Origin of the sequence: Streptomyces sp. NPDC089424 (assembly GCF_044749345.1) — a bacterium.
Classification (GTDB): domain Bacteria; phylum Actinomycetota; class Actinomycetes; order Streptomycetales; family Streptomycetaceae; genus Streptomyces.
This window is the reverse complement of the sequence record NZ_JBIVHU010000013.1, coordinates 1-17,609: the sequence shown is the minus strand read 5'-3', so window position 1 is coordinate 17,609 and position 17,609 is coordinate 1. Positions and strand designations below refer to the sequence as shown.

Below are 17,609 nucleotides of genomic sequence, written 5' to 3'. Positions count from 1 at the left end.
CCGCTGGCCGTGCCATGTTGTTCCCTGACCAGGTGGAGGCGGTCGAGCGGCTGGTGCGGCATTTGCACCGCCCCGGGAGCCGGGGGCTGTTCGTGGCGGCGACGGGGACGGGTAAGACGCTGGTGTCCGTACGGGTGACGGACGGGCTTGGCGCGCGGCTGGTGCTGTTCGTGGTGCCGACGCTGGATCTGGCGGCGCAAACCGCTCTGGCCTGGCGCCGCGATCACCACCTGGAGCACATGGTGATCGTCTCCTCCCTGGACACCAGCGGCCGCGACGATTTGGTCGCCGCCCGCGTCATATCGACCACGAACCCGCACGCGCTGGGCGGACTGATGTCGGTCGTGGGGGAGGGGGAGGACCAGATCCGTGCGCTGACGGTGATCTGCACCTACGACTCCCTGGACAAGATCGAGCAGACCCAGCGCACCGGGTACGCGGTGCCGCCGTTCGACCTCGCGGTCATGGACGAAGCCCACCGGATCGCGGGCCGCGCCGACAAGAAGTGGGCGATCGTCAACGACGCGCAGCGGATCCGCGCGGACCGCCGCCTCTACATGACCGCCACCCCGCGCATCTTCGCCGCCCCCGAACTGGCCGAGTCCGCCGACACCACCCGCCCCCGCCGCCGTGCCACCGTGCCGAACCAGGAGCTGGAGGTGGACGCGTTCGCCAACTCCATGGACAACGAGCAGGTCTACGGCAAGAAGGTCTTCGAATACCCGCTCGCGAGAGCCGTCGAAGACGGCCGCGCCGCGGACTACCGCATCGTGGTGCCCACCCTCACCGACGCCGACCTGCGCCGCCGCCTGAACCTGACCGCCCCCGGCACCACCCCTGGCGACGGCAGCCGCGACGATCCGGACAGCGCGCTGCGCACCACCGCCCTGCACTTGTCTGTTCTGCGTGCCATGTCCGAGCACCGGCTGAAGAAGGTGCTGGTCTACTTCACCCTCGTCTCGGACGCCCGCCGTTTTGCCCGCGAACTGCCGCACACGGTGCGCCTGCTGGCCAGGACCGACCCCGGCCTCGTCCCCGGCCTCACTCCGCAGTTGTTCTTCGCCCATGGCGAGCACACGGCCGCCCAGCGCGCTGACGTCTTCGACGGCTTCCGCGCCGCCGACTGCGCGATCCTGGCCAACTCGAAGCTGATCGCCGAGGGCGTCGACATCCCCAGCGTCGACGCCGTCGTCTTCGCCGACCCCACCCGCAGCGTCATCCGCTGCGTCCAGGCCCTCGGCCGCGCCCTGCGCCTGGACGTGTCCGGCAAGACCGCCTCCCTGGTCGTTCCCGTTTACGTCCCGCCCGGCGCCGACCCCGAAAACATCCTCGGCACCGCCTACGAACCGGTCTGGGCGATCGCTTGCGCGCTGGCCAGCCACGACCACCGCATCCTTGAGCGCCTGCCTGACAAGGCCAACCGCCTCCCACGCGAGACCAGCGATGTCATCGCACGGCGCTGGCACTTCGACTTCACCGTCCACCCCGAGCGCATCGCGCGCGCGATGGACCTGGCCTTCTTCGACCCCCGCGACCCGGCCGTCTCCCGTACCCGCCGCCTGGGACTTGCCGCTGCCCAGTCCTACCGCGACCAGTACGGCCACCTCGATGTCCCCGCCGACTATGTGGACCCCGCCGGCTACGCGCTGGGCACCTTCATCACCACCATGCGCGACGCCCGCAGCGCCGGCCGCCTCGACGCCGACTGGACCGCTGAACTCGACGCGCTGGGCATGATCTGGGACAAGCACGACGCCGCCTGGCGTGCCCGCCTGGCCGCGGCCGCCGACTACCTGCGCGCCCACGGCCACCTCGCCGCTCCCGCCGCCACCCGCGTCGGCGCCTGGCTCGCCGAGCAGCGCCACCTCGCCGCGGGAAACCGCCTTGCCCGCCACCGTGCGGAAGCCCTGAGCGGCCTCGCCGACGACTGGCGCCTGCCTCACGGTGCGGACTGGCACCGCAAGTACCACCTGCTGCGCGCTCACCTCGCCGACGGCGCCGACGCGGCCGCCCTCACCCACGACATGCGCCTGGCCGGGGTGAACATCGGCTCCTGGCTGCACCGCCAGCTCACCGCCTTCGACCGCCTGGACCCAGGCCAGCAGCAGCTGATGACCGCTCTTGGCCTCACCCCCGACAGTAACCCCCTCGCCCCTGCCCGCCGCCCACGGCGCACCTTCGAGGAGACCGTCCAGCTCCTGGAACTGTTCCTCCACCGCGAAGGCCGCGCCCCCGCCGCGCGTGAATCGATCCGCGTGGACGGCGACACCGTCCGGATCGGCGCATGGCTCGCCAAAGCCCGCACCAGGCACCGCGCCGGACAGCTCCCCGACGCGCACGCACGCCTGGTCGGCGCACTGTTCGACGGCGACTGGACCGCCGAGGACGCCGCCCCCGCCGCCGTCGCATAGCGACGGTGCGGCCAGACGCCCCGTGCCGTGGGCCTGCGCGGGCCAACGACCCTGCGCAGTCCCGGGGAAGGCTTCCCGGGGCAGGCCGGCGGCTGTTGTCGGTGCCGGCCCGTAGAGTCTGGGCATGGCCCGTTCCTGGACGCGACTGCACGAGCACCTCGGTGCCCGGCCTGGCCCGCTCACCTTCGAGATGGTCAAGGACGCCGCTGAGGCGGGCCTCGCCGAGTCCGACGACCTGGACTGGAAGGAGCAGCTGCCGCAGCCTCCGCGCGAGGGCCGCTGGAACGAGCTCGTCAAGGACGTCGCCGCGATGGCCAACACCCGCGGCGGACTGCTCATCTACGGCGTCACCGACCAGAACACCGACCCGGTCGGCATCAACCCTGACGACGTCAACTCCCAGCGATACGCGCAATGGATCCGCAACCACGTCCAGCCCTACCTGCCGGACGTCTCCATCACCACCCTGTCCGCGCCCGACCACTCCCTCAGTTTCTTGGTTATCGACGTCCCGGCCAGCCCGATGGCCCCGCACCACGTCTACGGCACCGCCGCCAAGGACAAGGACCAGCAGGCAGCCGTCGTCCCCTACCGCGACCGCGACCACACCGCCTGGATGGCCGAGCACCAGATCGAACGCGCCTACCGCGACCGCTTCACCCGCACCCAGCGCACCCAGGACGAGACCGCGGCACTGTCCGCGAACGTCCTGGAGAGCGTGCTGGCCGAACAGGCCGACCTCTCCGCCTGGTTCATCGCCGTAGGCCGCCCGGACCGGCCGCTGCCGCGCACCGCACCGCCGCTCGCGCGGGAGAAGGCCACCGACGTCTGCTCCACCGCGAGCGCCCGCTCCCAGCACATGACACGCAACTCCCTCGTGGCAAGCCCGCTGCGGGCTCTGGAGATCGTTCTGCCCCATCCCCGGCCCGGACTGCGCCGCTGGACCTTCAGCACGCTCTCCCGCCGTTTTGGCCGGGAAGTGCTCGCCGAACTCCACCACGACGGCAGCTGCGTCCTCGCCGTGAACCTGTCCTGGCGGGCCCTGCACCGCGAGGACGAGCGCGAACCTGAGACGGCGGAGGTCCTGGTCAGCGCGGACACCGTCGGGGCATGCTGCCGCGACATCCTGGCCCTCGCCCAGGAACTGGGCCGCCACCTCGGCGTGGACAGCACCCTCACGGTGACGGCCGGCATCGCCTCTGCCGAACTGGCGCCCCTGACAGCCGTCATCACCGACTACGCCGGCTTCCGCGAGATCGCTGAGGATGCCCGCCGACCGCGCCGGATCCAGCCTGTCACGGCACTGATCAGTCCTGCTGACGACGACGATGTGCTGCAGGCGAGGACACAGGAGATGTTCACCGACCTGATCCACCAGTTCGGCATCAACGCCCACCTGTAGCCGGAGCAGTCGCGAACCGAGGCCGGACCCTGCAGTGAAAGCTTGCGTGATGATGCCGAACAACATGTCATTCATGCCGACGGCAAAGACGGCGCCGCCGCAAACGAACTGCACTCTTCATGTCTGGCAAAGTGCGCGGCCAACTTTTGTATCTCACGACCCGCAATATTAATGGCGTGGTCAATGCTGAATCACACATCCACCTTCCGCCGCGAATGCGAAAAGTTGAGATGTAACTTTCACTCTGCGGGCAGATGTAATGCCGAGTGTATTGACGGCCTCAAATCAGGTTCGCTAATTCATGTCGCACATAAAGACGGAGCCGCAGAGTGATGTTTTCACTCTGCGGCTCCGCTAGAATGACTGGGTACGGATGGTGAAGTTTTCATCATCCGGCAGTCTTGGTGGGAATCGGATCTCGGGAGCTGCGTGCGAAGTGGAATCTCCTGCCGCTTGCGGGAACCGAACCGAAACGAGCCGAGACGGCTGCGGGGCCTGGGACCACGTGCGAGGTGGGACCAGGCTCCGCCGCACTACGAAACGTGCTGGACCAGCGGGTTTACCAGGTCCTGCACCTGCAGCCACGCCCAGTGGGCGATGTGGCCTCCGTAGTACAAGACCCCCAGGACTTCGTACGTCCCCTTGCGCCACGCCGGCTCGCCGGGTGCTGCGGGAAGGGGCGCGCCAAGGTCCTCGGCGGGGGTCTTCGCCTCGGCCGACTCGTCGTGGTATTCCTCACGGTCGGCCATTGCGGCTCTCCTTCTATCGAATTTTTAAGGTTCTGGGGAAGGAGTTTAGCGGGTCTTCCCGACAGGCCCCGCCGGGGCGTGTCTCCGGCGGCCTCGGACGCTTTCCCCGCACCAATGCAGTGCACCCTTTTGTCCCGGTTTATTTTCCCCCCTAGGGATGAATGATCACCCGAAAAGATACGCGGATGTGACGTTCGCCACCTCCAGCCGGATATGTGTGCCGGTCATTCGGTCTGCCGCGCGTATACGGGGCATTTCGACGGGAAGGTATTCCTCCGCTTGATGAAACCGGAGTCTCGTGGACGGCCCACTGTCAGTGCCGCACGCGACGATGCCGTCGTGGCCACCCTGGACGAACTGCCCCCGTACCGCCGCGCCAAGCTGCTGTGGCTCTGGGCCCACCAAGGCCTTCCCTACGTCGAGCAGCGGGTCATCGACGCCGCAGCACGCCCCTGCCGCCTGCCCTGCGCACCGCCCGGCCCGCCGGGCAGCGCCCTCGCCGTCCCGGGCAGCGACGGCCGCCTCCACCTCGCCTGCGCCGAGCACCTGCTGTGCGGGGACGAGCAGAGTGCCGGCGGGTGGGCGCACGCGCAGTACTGCTCCTGGGTGGAGGACGAGAACGGGCCGCGGGAGTGGCGGGGCAGCCGGGAGGAGAGCACCCCCGCATGGGGCTCCGCCGTCACGACGTGGACCGTGCGCCCGGTCGGCCCGGGCATCGACCCGGGCCTCGTGCCGCGGCGGGAGCGCTGCGCGGCCGGCCGCTACGAGGTCCTGCACCGCTGGCCGCCTCCACCGGCCCGTACGGCCTCGGTACGGCGGATGCGTGCCGCCCTCGTCGACGCGCTCGGCCCCGACTGCCACCTGTGCGGCCTCTACCCCGGCGCCATGGTCGACCATGACCACGAAACGGGCCTGGTCAGGGGCCTGCTCTGTGCCCTGTGCAACCGCACCCTCGAGGAATGCCCGCACGTCGCCGACTGTCCCCGCGCCGACTACCAGAACACACCGCCCGCCGCCGCCCTGGGCCTCATCTACCCGCTCAGCGACGAGTGGCGCACGACAGACGCCACCCGCCGCCGCAAGATCGAACTGCTCGGATTCGACCCCTTCGAAGGCCTGCCCACCCGGCGCATGCCGGGATGAGACACCGCCGGACGCGGAGCTCACCTGCTGAGCCGGACCCGGGGCTCAAGCAAAACCAGACGTCTCGAGACCCAAGGTGCGGACTGCGGCTGGTGATTGCGTTCCGCCCCACGGCACATCCGACCAGCCCGCCCTCCGCGCGCCCGGCCACCTGCCATGCTGGCGGCTTCACCGCCCGCACTCACGCGGCCGCACACAGGGGGAGAAGCTGATGCTGGACGCCGACCTGTTGAAGCACCCCGTGGTCCGGGACTGCGTTGCCGAACTCGTCGACGGCCGGGGCGGACTGGTCGTCTACGGGCAGGGACTGGGGGGGGGGGGAGACGCTCGTGGCGGCGGCCGCGGGGACCGCGACCGCCACGGGCAAGACCCTGACGATCATCGACGCCGAACTCCTGCGGGAGGCAACCGCCGCCCTGCTCAGGCACCTTGGCGTGGCCGAGCACACCTTCCTGTCTCCCGCGCAGGCCGCGAGCTGGCCGACAGGATTCGACCCCGACGGCATCACGCATCCTCATGGGGGAAACCCGGCCGGATCCGATCTGCGGGCCGGGCCGGGCCGGGCCGGGCTGCGGCGGGCAAGCGGCTTAGGACGCAGCACCGGCCGCTGCGCGCGCGTCAGCCCTGACCCTGGCTCGCAGCTACGAGCTCCGCCCGCTCCTCCTCGGCGGGCAGGCGTGACCACGCCGCCACCTCTTCCAGCGCCCCCTGCGACGGCCGCTGCGGCGGGGAAAGCACCGGATCCTGGGGGCCGGGCTGCCGGGCCCGGGCGCCACGGGGGCGAGGTCGGCAATGATCGGAGGATGACCGACGACTTGCACGCCGACCCAGCCCCCGGATCGGCACCGCGTCCCCATGGCCCGGACGAGATGCGCGCCCTGTCGGCTCCGCGTCGGCTAAGCGTGGACGACCACATGTTCACCGTGCCCGGGCTATCGGCGACCTTCCGGCTGCAGCTGTTCACCGCTGACGGCGCACGCCCGGTCGCGGTGGCGACCCAGATTGCCGGCGCGGAGGGCATGAGCCTGATGAACGGGGCAGAGAGGTTCGCGGGCGCAGTGTGGGAGAGGCACTGCCCCGCCGAAGACCAGCCGCCGGTGTGGGTGGAAAGGCAGCTCTGGTCTGAACCATCACACCAGGAAACCCGCTTCCGCCGCGTGGCGTTCGCCGACTCTGACCGCTACCGCCCACGAGGCCCGAAGTGGTCGGTGATCACCCACGATCAGCTGCAGGATCTGGTCGGGACACCTGTCGCCGCGGACCGCGGCGACGGCTACGCACCGCGCGCCGCCGAGCCGGAACCGCTCCTGGTGTTCGAGGAGTTCGCGGTGGTGCGCCTTGCCCGGCCGGCCCCCTTCCGTGAGCCTGAGTGCATGCCGGCCGGCGTGAACGGGTGGCGCCGCTGGCTGAGCCAGGTCGTGCCGCGCCGCGGCGGTGCCCGTACCTGCTGCTGGTACCACGGCGGCGACTGGCACCGGGTCAACGCGATGGCGCTGCAGGTCCTCCACCGGGCGCGTGCGCAGTCCGTGGGCCCCGACGACATGGAGGAGCTCGCCACCGCCCACGCGGCCGAGACCGGCGCCACCCGCTGGGAGAATGAGGCGCTGGCTAGCCTGTTCAGCATCTCGGACGCGATCCAGCCATCCAGCGGCACCGGTTACATCAACGGCCAGCACCGGGCTCAGGCCATGATGGAGACAGGCGTACGCCGGACCGTCGTCCTGCGCTATGTCGACGAGCCTTGAGCACTCACATCACCTGGCTTCCCCCCGTACCGCCCTTTGCGTAGAAGGCCTGGCCCACGACCCGCCGGCGTCGCGCAACGGCGGCACCAGGACGCCGCCGCCACCGGCGTCGGCGCCGCCCTCTTTTGGGCCCGGGGCCGCTCCCTGGACCGTTTCGTCTGCGGCATTGAGACTGCTGTGCTGGCAGCCAACCCCGGCGGTCGGGAGCCACGGGGCCCGTGCCCGGATGCGGGTGGGTGCGCTCCGAGGCGCGGATCATGGCGCGCAGCGCCGCCTTCTACTCTTCGTACGGTTTGTGGGCGGGCACCTGTCCGTCGTTGCGCCGCTGCCGGTCGCCGGTGAGCGCGACGATCCGGTGGACGGGCACCGAGATGGCCTGGTGGCCGCCCGTGGGGGAGAAGCCCACGCCGCCGGTGCCGGGCTCGTAGGAGGTCACGGTGCCGTACAGCCGGTGCAGCACGGTCTCGTCACGCATCCCGCACTCGACGTCCAGGCACAGCATCCAGTCGCTGAGCCAGTGGACGGGAAGGTTTTCCATCTCGGCGGCTGCGGGGCCGGGGTGTTCGTCGTCGGGGACCCAGCTGTACTTGCCGACGACCAGGTCGTTGTACACTTCCATCGAGTCGGGCCCGCTGTAGGCGGCGCGCCGCACCGCCCGGGCCGCCGTCACCATGGCCGTGGGCGTGGCACCCGGCCCGTCGCCTTCAGCGTCCACCGGCAGATAGGGGTAGGCGCCGCGCAGCAGCGCCAGCACGTCCCGCTCGTCAGGCCCGGCGCTGCCCGCGACAAGGTCCGGTCCGAGGACGACCCGCTGTTGGTCGTCGCGGGTGTGCTCGACGGCGTGCCGGGCGGCGAAGCGGGGGACGGCGAGCACGACAGCATGATCGGGTTCAACGCCATAGCCGCTGCGGCGGCCACCGAAGGGGACGGTGGGCCCGTGCTGCTCGTACTGGGACAGGTAGGCCAGTTCCGCATCCCGCTTGCTGGTCAGCGGCCAGCCGCTCACCAGCAGCAGCTGCCACCCGTCGCCGCCGTCAGCCGTGGCCGCCCCCAGCGCCTCCTCCAGCCGGCTGCAGCAGTCCACCACGTACTGCTGTCAACGGTGCTGGAACTCCGCATCCGCCCACTGCGCGGCAGCAGCGAACCCGGCACCCGCCACGAGGGGCCGGCTCCGGCAGCGCCGTCACGTCACGCACCCGTGCGCCGCCCCAGACGGTTTCCACCGCCCGCATGGCGGCCGCACGCGCCGCAGTCGCCTCGCCGCCCTGGTCCCGGACACTGCTCCACACGCCCGCCGGACGGCCGCCCACACGTCGAACGGCTGCGCCCACCGGGACTGCAGCACCGCGGCCGCCAACTCCTGGGCCGTGCGCCGCACGTTCCCGTTGGCGGTCACCGCATCGCACGCCCCGCTGACCGACGTCGCGGAGCGCGCTGTGGGCGCCGCCGCCCGCCAGCCTGCCAGCGCAGTCTCAGAACGCTCCAGCACCCCCGACCACGCCTTGAGCACCTGCCGCGCGCCCGCACCAACCAGCGGGTCGGCCGTCCACGGCTCAAGCCTTCCGCGCACGTCTGCATCGCGGTGGCGGGCCGCTTCCCACAGCACCCGCGCATAACCCTCCCAGGACCGCGGGCCCGCCTCCTGCTCCTCCAGCCTGGGCACCCGCCCGTCAGCCGCGACGACTTCAGCTGCCGCCCGCCACAGTGCCTGCTCGCCCGGCTCCACACACCACCGGGGCACAGTGACGGCACACCTGCGCACAGACATCCCGCAGAGCGAGCGGACTGCCCATCAGGTGCTCTGCATACCGGCAGTGGCTCCGCCACGCCGCCACCTTGGCGGGAACGTGCCATTTGCCGCAGCCCGCACGTCCGACTACCACGGAGATCTGCCGCAGCGGTCCAACGTCCACGCCGGCGGCCGCCAGTTCCTTCTCCCGCAGCACCGGAAGCCCTTGGTCACGCCGCATGACAGCCCGCCCCCTTGTCGCCTATTTGCTCTCGTCGCTCACTGTGACACAGGCGCCCGACCGGCGTGCTCGGTTGCCCAGCGGGGTCACCCTCCCCGGCACGGACCCGGCTGTGACATGGCGCGCGGGTCTGTGCCGGCCCGGTTCGGCTTGCTTACGGCATACCCGTGGCCGGGTCCTGGGAGGCACGGGCCTTGTCGAGCCCGTTGAGCACGGCGGCGCGCCAGAGGTCCCCCCGGTGAGTGATCTTCGCGCAGATCTGCCGGTACTCGTCGAGGGCGGCTTCATCGCACCCCGGACGCGAGGTCCGCTTCGGGCAGGCCTTGGGGTGGCGCCGCTTCCACTCCTCAAGCAGGGTTCTGGCTTCCTTGGAGGTGTGCCAGCACGCGGCGTAAACGGTGTTGACCAGGTCGACGGGCAGACGGACCGTGACCGACTTCTCCCACGCGCCGTCCGGGGAACCGGCCGAACGGCCCGGCGCTCGTGCCTGGGGAGGGAAAGGCTCCCACTCGCGGTTCCATCCTCGCTGTTCGATCTCCAGGCACAGGCCGCCGGTCACCAGCGCGTCGCGGCTGTCGATCAGCACCCCGCTGCGGCGCAGTTCGGTCTTCCGGTCCTCCCACTGACCGCGTCGGGCATCGGCCTCGCGCCGGGTCAGCCCTGCGGTCGAGGCCATGGGATGTCCACGTGCCCGGGCGCGCTGCTCCACGAAGAACGGTTTGAGGCCGTCCAACTCCTTGCGGGTGTCGCAGGAGACGTACGCGGTGATCTGGACGGTACCGGGCACGGAGCCCGTGATGAGGGTGCGCAGGTTCATGAAGGTGCCGTCCTAGGGCTTGTTCCCGGCCTCCGGGGACGCATGGGCATACATGTTGCGCAGCGCCTTGAGCGCGATCCGGCGGTAGCGCGCTGCGGTCTCGGGCTGGATGTCCAGAAGGTCCGCGGTCTCGTGGACCGTCAGCTCCTTGAGGAAGAGGAGCTCGATCACACGCCGCTGCATGTGCGGCAAGCTCTGCACCTTGGCCAGCAGTTCCTCGTTCACCAGGGTGCTGGTGACGACATCCTCGGCTGACCGCTCGTACTCCGGCCGCGAGAGCACCGCGTCCCAGTCGGACAAACCTGTGAGGACCTCACGTCTGCGCCACGCCCTGCGCTGGTGATCGGTGGCTGCGTTCCCGGCGATCGCGTACAGGTAGGAGACGACCTTGTCCGGTTTGATGACGAGTCCGCGGTGCAGCCGGGTCATCCAGCGGTCACGGACGATTGCCAGGATGTCGTGCATGGTCTGCTCGTCGAAGCCGTGCCTGCCCCCTAGGAACGCGGACAGTCTTGGTTCGATGTCGAGCAGCACGCGGAAAGCCCCGCTTTCCACGATGGCCTTGGCCTCCTCAGGTGTGGGCGGGGAGGACCTGTCGGCCGGTGGACTCTTGCCGACCGCAGGCGGAGTCGAGCTCCGGAGCGCCGTGGGCTCCTGGCTGCCGGCGATGTGCTCGCCCGCAGCTCCGTCGGCACGGGGCAGGGCTGGCGCCCAGGCCGCCACTGCGTCCTGGGCGCCAGCGGTGTACTCGCTGGTGCGCACGGCTACCAGCCGAACGCGAGTCGGCGCCTGCCGTTCCTCCGCTCGAGCACCATCCGCTCCGGCACCATGCGCCGCAGCACCCGCCCGACGGCGCGCGCGGCGCCGGCGAGGGTGTCCAGGGTCAGCAGGCCGATCGCGGCGATGAGCGCGCCCTCGAGCGGGTTGTCCCATGTCACCTGGCCGTATGCGATCCGCAGGAGTTCGATCACGATGATCGTGATCACGACGCCGCGGCGGCCACGGCGTCGCCACCGGGCCGGTGTCTCCGCACACGGGGCCACCTGAGCGGCGCGCGGCGACGGGGTCTTCTTGGTCACTTGCTTCCTCACACTTTTGTGATCATGGGCCCGCTGCTGCACCGAGGGGAAGAGTCGTTGCGCGAGCCCGCACCGTTGGGTGCCGTCATATTGCCCCGGCGTGGCCGGGAACGCATGAACCTGCCCTGGGAGCTTGCAAGTTTGGATTCGGCTGGCCACAGCGGACGGCGCCGCCCGAGGACGCCTGCGGACGGCACCGGCAGTGTGGTCAACGGCACTAGGCACCCGCAGGGCGGAGATTTTTGGGCCCGCCGCTCGACTCTTCCCAAAGCAGCACGGCGGGCCCGTGAGGACGCAAGTGAAACGTCTTCACCTGCTAGACGTACGCCACGGAGGAAACCGGACACTAATGTGACCTAGGCCACACAAAGCTGGGGTGAAGTTAGTCGCGGCTCGTCCACACCGTCAAGGCGATGCGGCCCAATGGCCAAAAGCACCAAGGCTCCAGGTTGTACGGCGCATAAGCGGGAATCTGCCCGTCGCCGCGGCGTACGACAAGCTGCGCGAGGAGCTGCTCGAGATGACGGCCTACGTGCACACACACGGCAGGTGGAAGACCTGTTGGAACCACGGCGTCCAGGGCGCGGACCTGGTCGCCGCCCGCCAGGTCCTGAAGACCGCGGAGGGCGCCGTCCCCCGTGCCCGCGACTACGTCGACGCTGCCGCCTGAACGGGCCGTGGACGGCCGTTCGTGTCCCCTGGGGTCCGGAGGCCACCTAAGGGGTACAGGGCGGCCCGCACGGGGCGCGCCCCCGCTCGAGAGGCCAGCCCATGGACTCCGTCCGCACCTACCTGGTGATCAACGCCCGCGCGCCGCTCCCGGCCGCCTTCACCTTCGACAGCGCCGCCCCGGCCGGTTCCGTCGTCACGCTCACAGTCGGAGGGAGCGCCGTCCGCGTGCTGCTCGACGACTACCGCGTCCGCGGCGTGTACTTCGCCGCCGAGCAGCAGGGCGTCTCCCTGCAGCCACCGGGTGGGGCACTCGCACGGAGTGCCCCACCCGGTGGCGTTACCGGCCGGGGCGGACGCACCGCTTCACGAACGCTGCGGTCGCCACCAGGCCGACCGCCGCTCCCGAGCCCCAGCCGTCAGGCACAATGCCTGCGAGGTCCGCCGCCACGACCAGCGTGAGGCCGTACAGCCCAGCCTCGGTGCTAGTGGGACGCTGGAACCGGAACAGGTCCGGCCTCTCCAACTCGGCACGGTTCTCAAGGTTTGCCATGATGAAGGCCTCCGCGTTGTCGTGGGTCGCTACTCGAAGCCCGGAGATCAAGGGGCCGCCCCCCGTGAAGGGGCGGCCCTTCTCCGTGCTCGCATCATTAAGTGCCACGCTGAACAACGACTGTGGCGTGTACCCGATCGTTATTCGGGCCTCGCGATTTCTGCGCGGGTGGTCACCACACACCACCACGGGACTCCCCCACCACCCACCATGACTCCGCCACCCGTCACCCCGAACTGGGGAAGGAGGTCGTCCACCATCCGTGCCAACTCGACCTCACGGGTGGGCCTCTGGCCAGGTGTTTCCAGCGGCTATCGGTCGCCCACCACCCACCTTTCGGTGGCCACCATCCCACCTGTTCCGCGCTGGATGGTGTGGTGATGTCAACCCGGGATGGTCGGAATTGGGAACGCCGTATGGCGGTAGTAACGCGGCCCGAGCGGCAGCTGACCTGCAGTGCACCGCGCGGGTTGATTCCAAGAATGATCCAACATTGATTGAATCAATGTGGATTCGTCGAGGCGCGGGCCGAGGTGGGGAGTCCCCCTTGTTCACAGACATCCCGTGACGGCTGTGATCGACTGCCATGCGCCTTCCGCCACGACAGCACGCTGGGCAAGGAAGCCATCGACGCTCTCCTCAACATGGCCCTGCCACCGTCCGCGAAGCCCTCCGAGAGCTAGCCAGAAGCCTCGGCCAGCGAGGGTCCGGTGCGAGCCGGCCGGGCACGCGTGAACAACGCCCGCGCCTCGGGCTGCCTTCTGGACGGGCCCAAGGCGCGGGCGGGTGGAAGGTTCTCGGCAGAAATGCTGTGATCTTGGTGCCCGGAAGGCCTTCTGGCCTGGGGTGCCTCAACTGTATTCGGACGCCATGTTTGGTCTGTGGACCTGCAGGTTCTTCACTTGCCACGTCTCTGGCCTGGCACACCGCAACTCGTCCTGGGCACACATCAATTGCGCTAGGACACGTACAGCAGGCGCACGGGCCTGGAACGAACCGGGATAGTCCTGCCCAGCCAGACGACTGTCAGTGGCGGGTGGGAAACTGCCGCCTTGGCCGACAACATCACGACCGAGGGGGATATGTGCAAGGAAATGACGGTCCGGATCGGCGGGCCCTGCCCGCCTGGCTGGGGGGACGGCAGGCGCTGCGCCCGGCATCCTATGAAGATCACCCTGCAGGTGTCCTGGGACGTTTCGGCATGGGCTACATGCTGGCCGCGCAGACTTCCGTCGGTGTGGGAAAGACCATCGAAGCAGGTCTCTTCCTCGCCGAAACGGCCAGGGACCGCCCTCCGGCCGTCTCCCGCTGGACGATCCCCAGCGGGCACCATCGAGTGCCGGCGCTACGGCTGGGGCAACGGCGGCGGGAAGAAACCGCCCGCCATACGGACCACCGTCCGGCCGCCGCGGTGCGCGCTGAAGTGACCCTGCGCCCAGAGTCCTTCGCCCGCCGCAGGATCCGTGCGCGGACGGTGCCGAGGCAGGAACGACTCACCGAACCGCGACGCCAGGAGCGATACCGCGAACTGCGACGTCGTGTGGAGGAGCGGGAGGCGGACGGGCGCCACCAGAGCCGTACCACCACCGTCGGCATGCGCCGGGTGCGCGACAGCGATGCCCGGGAGGCGGTCCTGCTGCGCAGCGGAGGTCTGTGCGAGAACCCCTGGTGCCTCCTGCGTGCGCTTCCCTACCGGACGGCGGCGGGCGGCTGCCTGCTGGAGGTCGACCACATCGACGACCATGCCCTGGGAGGGCGCGATCACCCGAGCGCCATGATCGCGCTGTGTCCCAACTGCCACGCCCACAAGACGCGTGGAGCCGACCGCACCGAGCTCCGAGAACGCCTGCGGTCTGCGGCCGTGGAGCTGGACGCCGTTCAGGACATGGGCGCTGGCCGGACCGCGGGCGCGGTGCTGCGCCGGAGTGAGGTCGTTCTGGAGCAGTGCGCCGCGCTCCTCGTGTCTTTGGACGACGCCGATCGTGAGCGGGCCCTTGCTTCCCTGGCTGCCCGCTTCGGGTAGGCCGCAAGCAGCCAAAACGGCGGTCCGGGCCCCACCGGGCCTGGACCGCACCGCGTAGTGCACCAGTTGCTCATCAGCCACAGGCGCAGCACTTCGCTGGTCACCTGTCCGCAGCGTGCGCGGCCTGGCCGACCAGTGACACGCCCTCGGATATCGGCTGGCCCGGTTGGCGCTGTGCGGCTCCATGCGTGGCGCCGTCACCGTCCTCCCGGGCCGGACGCGCGCTGATCGATCTTCCCGGTCGGCCATACACCGCCGATCACCCATGGCTGGACCATGTCTGCGAGTTCTTCCGAGAACTGGTCACCACCGCCCACTGCCAGGTGGGCGGCCCATTGCCGTACCGCGCCTGCGGCCCAGTCCGCGATCTGGAGCTGGGGGTGGGAGGTGCTGTCCGCGAAGTCGATCTGCACGGCCTGGAGCGGATCGTTGAAGCGGCCGGGGCGGGCGGGGTCGGGGAGAAGATGTGCACCGCGCAGCAGCGTCGCGTTCCGGTCGATCACCTTCGAGGTGTCATGGACGAGACGGAACTGCCCGATGGTCTCCCCGAAGCTGGTGCAAAGGCAGTACAGCGCCGGCACCGCCGGGTCGAGGATGTCGCGCTGCGCGCCGCTGGCCAGGTCCGCGGCGGTCGCGTCGGCCACCTGTCGGCAGCATTCCAGCAGCTCGATCCATCCGGCGAAGTCCGCGTGCTCCGCCGGGATCGACGCCCGGTAGGCGGCTATGGCGGTGAAGAAGTCGTCGGTCGCCGTCCGCTGACGCATCCAGTCGACGAAGGCCTGCAGCATCTGCTGATAGGCCGCGGCATCCCCGATGACCGGGCCGGCCATACCCAGCAGCTCGGCCAGAGCCAGATTTCCCCCGCGCTCATACAGGTTGAGACCGTCCGCGTCGGCCAGCGGCTCCACCAGAACGTCGACCAGCTTGGTGACCACCATGAACCGCTTGTCCATCAGATAGCTGCGGACGCTTCCCTCGGGCATGCTCCCGAAGGCCCGTTTCAGGGCCTTTCGGCCGCCGGACGACCGGGCGAGGGATCCGTACTTGGGCTCCCCCTGGGTGGACGGAAGCTGAGACCTGACCTCGTCCACGATCGACGCGGCCAGTTCGTCGGGCAGGTGCACTCCGGCCAGCGTGAAGACCGGCTGATGGGGATCGAGAAGGTTCTGCCCGGAGTTCGAGGACTCGTCGGCGTAGACGACAGGGAGAAGGCCGGAGGGAGTATTCATCCTCGGAGCATGCCGGGCTGGCAGGCCGACGGCCACCACAATTGCCTCCCCGCGCCCGTTCCGCGGTTGCCGGCACCTCCCCGGACGCCGACCAGAATCACGCCCGCGTCAGGCTCAGTCCTCGCGTCTGGGGCGGTGGACCAGATGCATGCCGAGGGTGAGCAAGAGCTGTCGCCCGGCTTGGTTGAACTGCTCCTGGAGGGTGGGCGCGCGGTAGAGGTGGGCCAGTTGTCCGGCCTCCGCAGCGAGGTCTCCGCGCTCGGCGAGGTAGTCGGCCGTGGAAGCCCGGTGGACGGCCCGGGCCCGCTCCAGCAGCACGCCGTCCACCTTCCCGTCCAGGGTGTGGGCCAGCGCCGCGGACAGCGCCTCGACGTAGGTCACGACCGCCTCGACGGTCATCGGGGTCTGCGCGGGCCCGAGCGCGCGGACGAGGCCGCTGGCAGCGAACACCGATTCGGGCTCCATCACGTCCCGTACCGCGTCCAGCAGCTCGGCCCGCCCGCGCACTGTCAGCGCTTTGCCGTTGCCCAGCTCGGCGATGATCCGCACGAACCGGGCCCGCGCGGTCGGCGTGGCCAGCTGATGCACGACCTGCTCCAGCAGACCCACGGCGCCCTCGCGCGCCACCTCCTGGCTGCGCCTACCGCGCCCCACCCACGTTACCCAGGCGCGCTGCGCCTGCCGGGTGGGCACATAGCCGTCCCACCACAGCCACATGGCCAGCGGTACCTGCGCGAGCGCGTTCAGGTGCGCCACCTGCTGGCGCTTGTCCAGCAGGAGCAGCAGCAGCCGACGCTGGTTGACGCTGTGCTCGGCCTTGTCCGACCCACGCCGCCGGGTACGCAGACGCGGCTGGTCCAACAGCCCCTTGGCGATCCAGTCGGTAACCCGCCGCACGGTCATGTCCGCATAGCCGGCGGCATGGGCGTCTGCCACCAGATCGTCGATGGTGCCGGGCCCGCTGATGCTCTCCCAGGAGTACACGAGGTGGAAATTACATCGTTCTTGCCCCAACCAGGCCCCAGTTGAGGATGCACCGCCCACCACCCGGCTGCCACGATCGAAACACAGCAGCACCACAGCCCGGCGGCCCCCACAAGCCGACCGCGACGCCACCCCACGACCCTGCCCAGCGCACCGCTGCGCCCTGGCCGAACGAAGGACACCATCATGCAGAAGAACGACTGCGCCACCCCGCACCAAGACCCCGTGACGGACGCCCCCGCCTCCTGGCGGCGCCTTGTCTCGATGGCGCTCCTCACCGGAGCCGTCCGCCACATCGGGGCCCTTCTGGCCGGCCTCGCAGTAACTTGGTGGCAGCACGACTGACACACGCCAGCCGCACTCCCGGGAAGAACCCCATGCCTCCACAGCCGGGTTCAACTGACAGCGCCTCACCCGAAGAGAGCACCCACTCGAGATCCGGATTCACCGAAAATTCTGGAGCAGAGGAAACAGCTAGCAGCCAGTCACCCACACGCCACCCTTACCCTGTAGCCAGCCGCCCGCGAACGCGGGCCGGGTCCGGGAGCGCAGCGGACGGACCCCAAGGTTCCTTCCAGGAGCGCAGCGACGAAGGAACCGCCGGCTCGGAGCGCAAGCGGAGAGCCGGACAGGGGACCAGCCCAAAGTCCGGATTCAGCAAAGAATCTGACGGAAGGACACAAGGCCTGGAGCGCAGCGCAAGGCCCAACTCCTCGCACCGCGAGGAGTTTCACTTCATCATCCCGCGCGACGCGCGGGTCATCACTTCAACTCCCGCGCGCAGCGCGGGAGTTCTCTAGGAATCTGCGAAGCAGATTCTTACCCGCTCCGCGGG

General features: G+C 69.8%; 15 protein-coding genes. 7 read left to right on the top strand and 8 right to left on the bottom strand.

Annotated features, from left to right (window positions below; all coding sequences use genetic code 11):
* The first annotated feature begins 14 nt into the window (after positions 1-14).
* Together ACIP2X_RS37375 and ACIP2X_RS37370 are read left to right on the top strand one after the other, a co-directional pair.
* On the top strand, positions 15-2,411 hold the full coding sequence (locus tag ACIP2X_RS37375; protein WP_401682673.1) for a Helicase associated domain protein: 2,397 nt from the start codon (positions 15-17) through the stop codon (positions 2,409-2,411).
* A gap of 124 nt (positions 2,412-2,535) precedes the next feature.
* Positions 2,536-3,813: a helix-turn-helix domain-containing protein gene (locus tag ACIP2X_RS37370; RefSeq protein ID WP_401682670.1), complete on the top strand. Its 1,278-nt coding sequence runs from the start codon at positions 2,536-2,538 to the stop codon at positions 3,811-3,813.
* Between the two features lie 533 nt (positions 3,814-4,346).
* On the opposite strand, the gene ACIP2X_RS37365 is transcribed toward ACIP2X_RS37370, so the two are convergent.
* Positions 4,347-4,562, bottom strand: a complete 216-nt coding sequence (locus tag ACIP2X_RS37365; RefSeq protein WP_401682667.1) for a hypothetical protein — start codon at positions 4,560-4,562, stop codon at positions 4,347-4,349.
* Between the two features lie 339 nt (positions 4,563-4,901).
* Between ACIP2X_RS37365 and ACIP2X_RS37360 the strand changes: the two genes are divergently transcribed.
* Both ACIP2X_RS37360 and ACIP2X_RS37355 read left to right on the top strand, forming a co-directional pair.
* Positions 4,902-5,705: an endonuclease domain-containing protein gene (locus ACIP2X_RS37360; protein WP_401682664.1), complete on the top strand. Its 804-nt coding sequence runs from the start codon at positions 4,902-4,904 to the stop codon at positions 5,703-5,705.
* A gap of 803 nt (positions 5,706-6,508) precedes the next feature.
* Positions 6,509-7,450, top strand: coding sequence for a hypothetical protein (locus tag ACIP2X_RS37355; protein ID WP_401682661.1), 942 nt, complete (start codon positions 6,509-6,511; stop codon positions 7,448-7,450).
* A gap of 277 nt (positions 7,451-7,727) precedes the next feature.
* On the opposite strand, the gene ACIP2X_RS37350 is transcribed toward ACIP2X_RS37355, so the two are convergent.
* The 4 genes from ACIP2X_RS37350 to ACIP2X_RS37335 all read right to left on the bottom strand — a co-directional run bounded on the left by ACIP2X_RS37350 (position 7,728) and on the right by ACIP2X_RS37335 (position 11,316).
* The gene (locus tag ACIP2X_RS37350; RefSeq protein WP_401682658.1) at positions 7,728-8,534 is read right to left on the bottom strand and encodes a hypothetical protein; all 807 of its coding nucleotides are present in this window, start codon (positions 8,532-8,534) and stop codon (positions 7,728-7,730) included.
* Between the two features lie 1,040 nt (positions 8,535-9,574).
* Positions 9,575-10,237 carry a hypothetical protein gene (locus ACIP2X_RS37345; RefSeq protein ID WP_401682656.1) on the bottom strand — a complete coding sequence of 221 codons (663 nt, stop codon included), beginning with the start codon at positions 10,235-10,237 and terminating at the stop codon, positions 9,575-9,577.
* Between the two features lie 12 nt (positions 10,238-10,249).
* Entirely contained in the window at positions 10,250-10,999 is a 750-nt protein-coding gene (locus tag ACIP2X_RS37340) for an RNA polymerase sigma factor (protein ID WP_401682653.1), read from the bottom strand.
* Positions 11,000-11,001: 2 nt separating this feature from the next.
* The gene (locus ACIP2X_RS37335) at positions 11,002-11,316 is read right to left on the bottom strand and encodes a hypothetical protein (protein WP_401682651.1); all 315 of its coding nucleotides are present in this window, start codon (positions 11,314-11,316) and stop codon (positions 11,002-11,004) included.
* 520 nt (positions 11,317-11,836) lie between these two features.
* Here ACIP2X_RS37335 and ACIP2X_RS37330 point away from each other — a divergent pair.
* Positions 11,837-11,986 carry a hypothetical protein gene (locus tag ACIP2X_RS37330; RefSeq protein WP_401682648.1) on the top strand — a complete coding sequence of 50 codons (150 nt, stop codon included), beginning with the start codon at positions 11,837-11,839 and terminating at the stop codon, positions 11,984-11,986.
* Between the two features lie 339 nt (positions 11,987-12,325).
* Here ACIP2X_RS37330 and ACIP2X_RS37325 read toward each other — a convergent pair whose 3' ends face one another.
* Positions 12,326-12,538 carry a hypothetical protein gene (locus ACIP2X_RS37325; protein ID WP_401682645.1) on the bottom strand — a complete coding sequence of 71 codons (213 nt, stop codon included), beginning with the start codon at positions 12,536-12,538 and terminating at the stop codon, positions 12,326-12,328.
* 1,201 nt (positions 12,539-13,739) lie between these two features.
* On the opposite strand from ACIP2X_RS37325, the gene ACIP2X_RS37320 reads away from it, so the two are divergent.
* Positions 13,740-14,561 (top strand): HNH endonuclease, encoded by an 822-nt coding sequence (locus ACIP2X_RS37320; RefSeq protein WP_401682642.1) that lies wholly within the window; start codon positions 13,740-13,742, stop codon positions 14,559-14,561.
* Between the two features lie 197 nt (positions 14,562-14,758).
* Here ACIP2X_RS37320 and ACIP2X_RS37315 read toward each other — a convergent pair whose 3' ends face one another.
* Together ACIP2X_RS37315 and ACIP2X_RS37310 are read right to left on the bottom strand one after the other, a co-directional pair.
* Positions 14,759-15,790, bottom strand: coding sequence for a DUF3800 domain-containing protein (locus tag ACIP2X_RS37315; RefSeq protein WP_401682639.1), 1,032 nt, complete (start codon positions 15,788-15,790; stop codon positions 14,759-14,761).
* Between the two features lie 114 nt (positions 15,791-15,904).
* Positions 15,905-16,774 (bottom strand): hypothetical protein, encoded by an 870-nt coding sequence (locus ACIP2X_RS37310; RefSeq protein ID WP_401682637.1) that lies wholly within the window; start codon positions 16,772-16,774, stop codon positions 15,905-15,907.
* A gap of 186 nt (positions 16,775-16,960) precedes the next feature.
* Here ACIP2X_RS37310 and ACIP2X_RS37305 point away from each other — a divergent pair, with 186 nt between their 5' ends.
* A complete protein-coding gene (locus ACIP2X_RS37305) occupies positions 16,961-17,119 on the top strand; it encodes a hypothetical protein (RefSeq protein ID WP_401682634.1) in 159 nt (52 codons plus the stop codon).
* Positions 17,120-17,609: the final 490 nt, after the last annotated feature.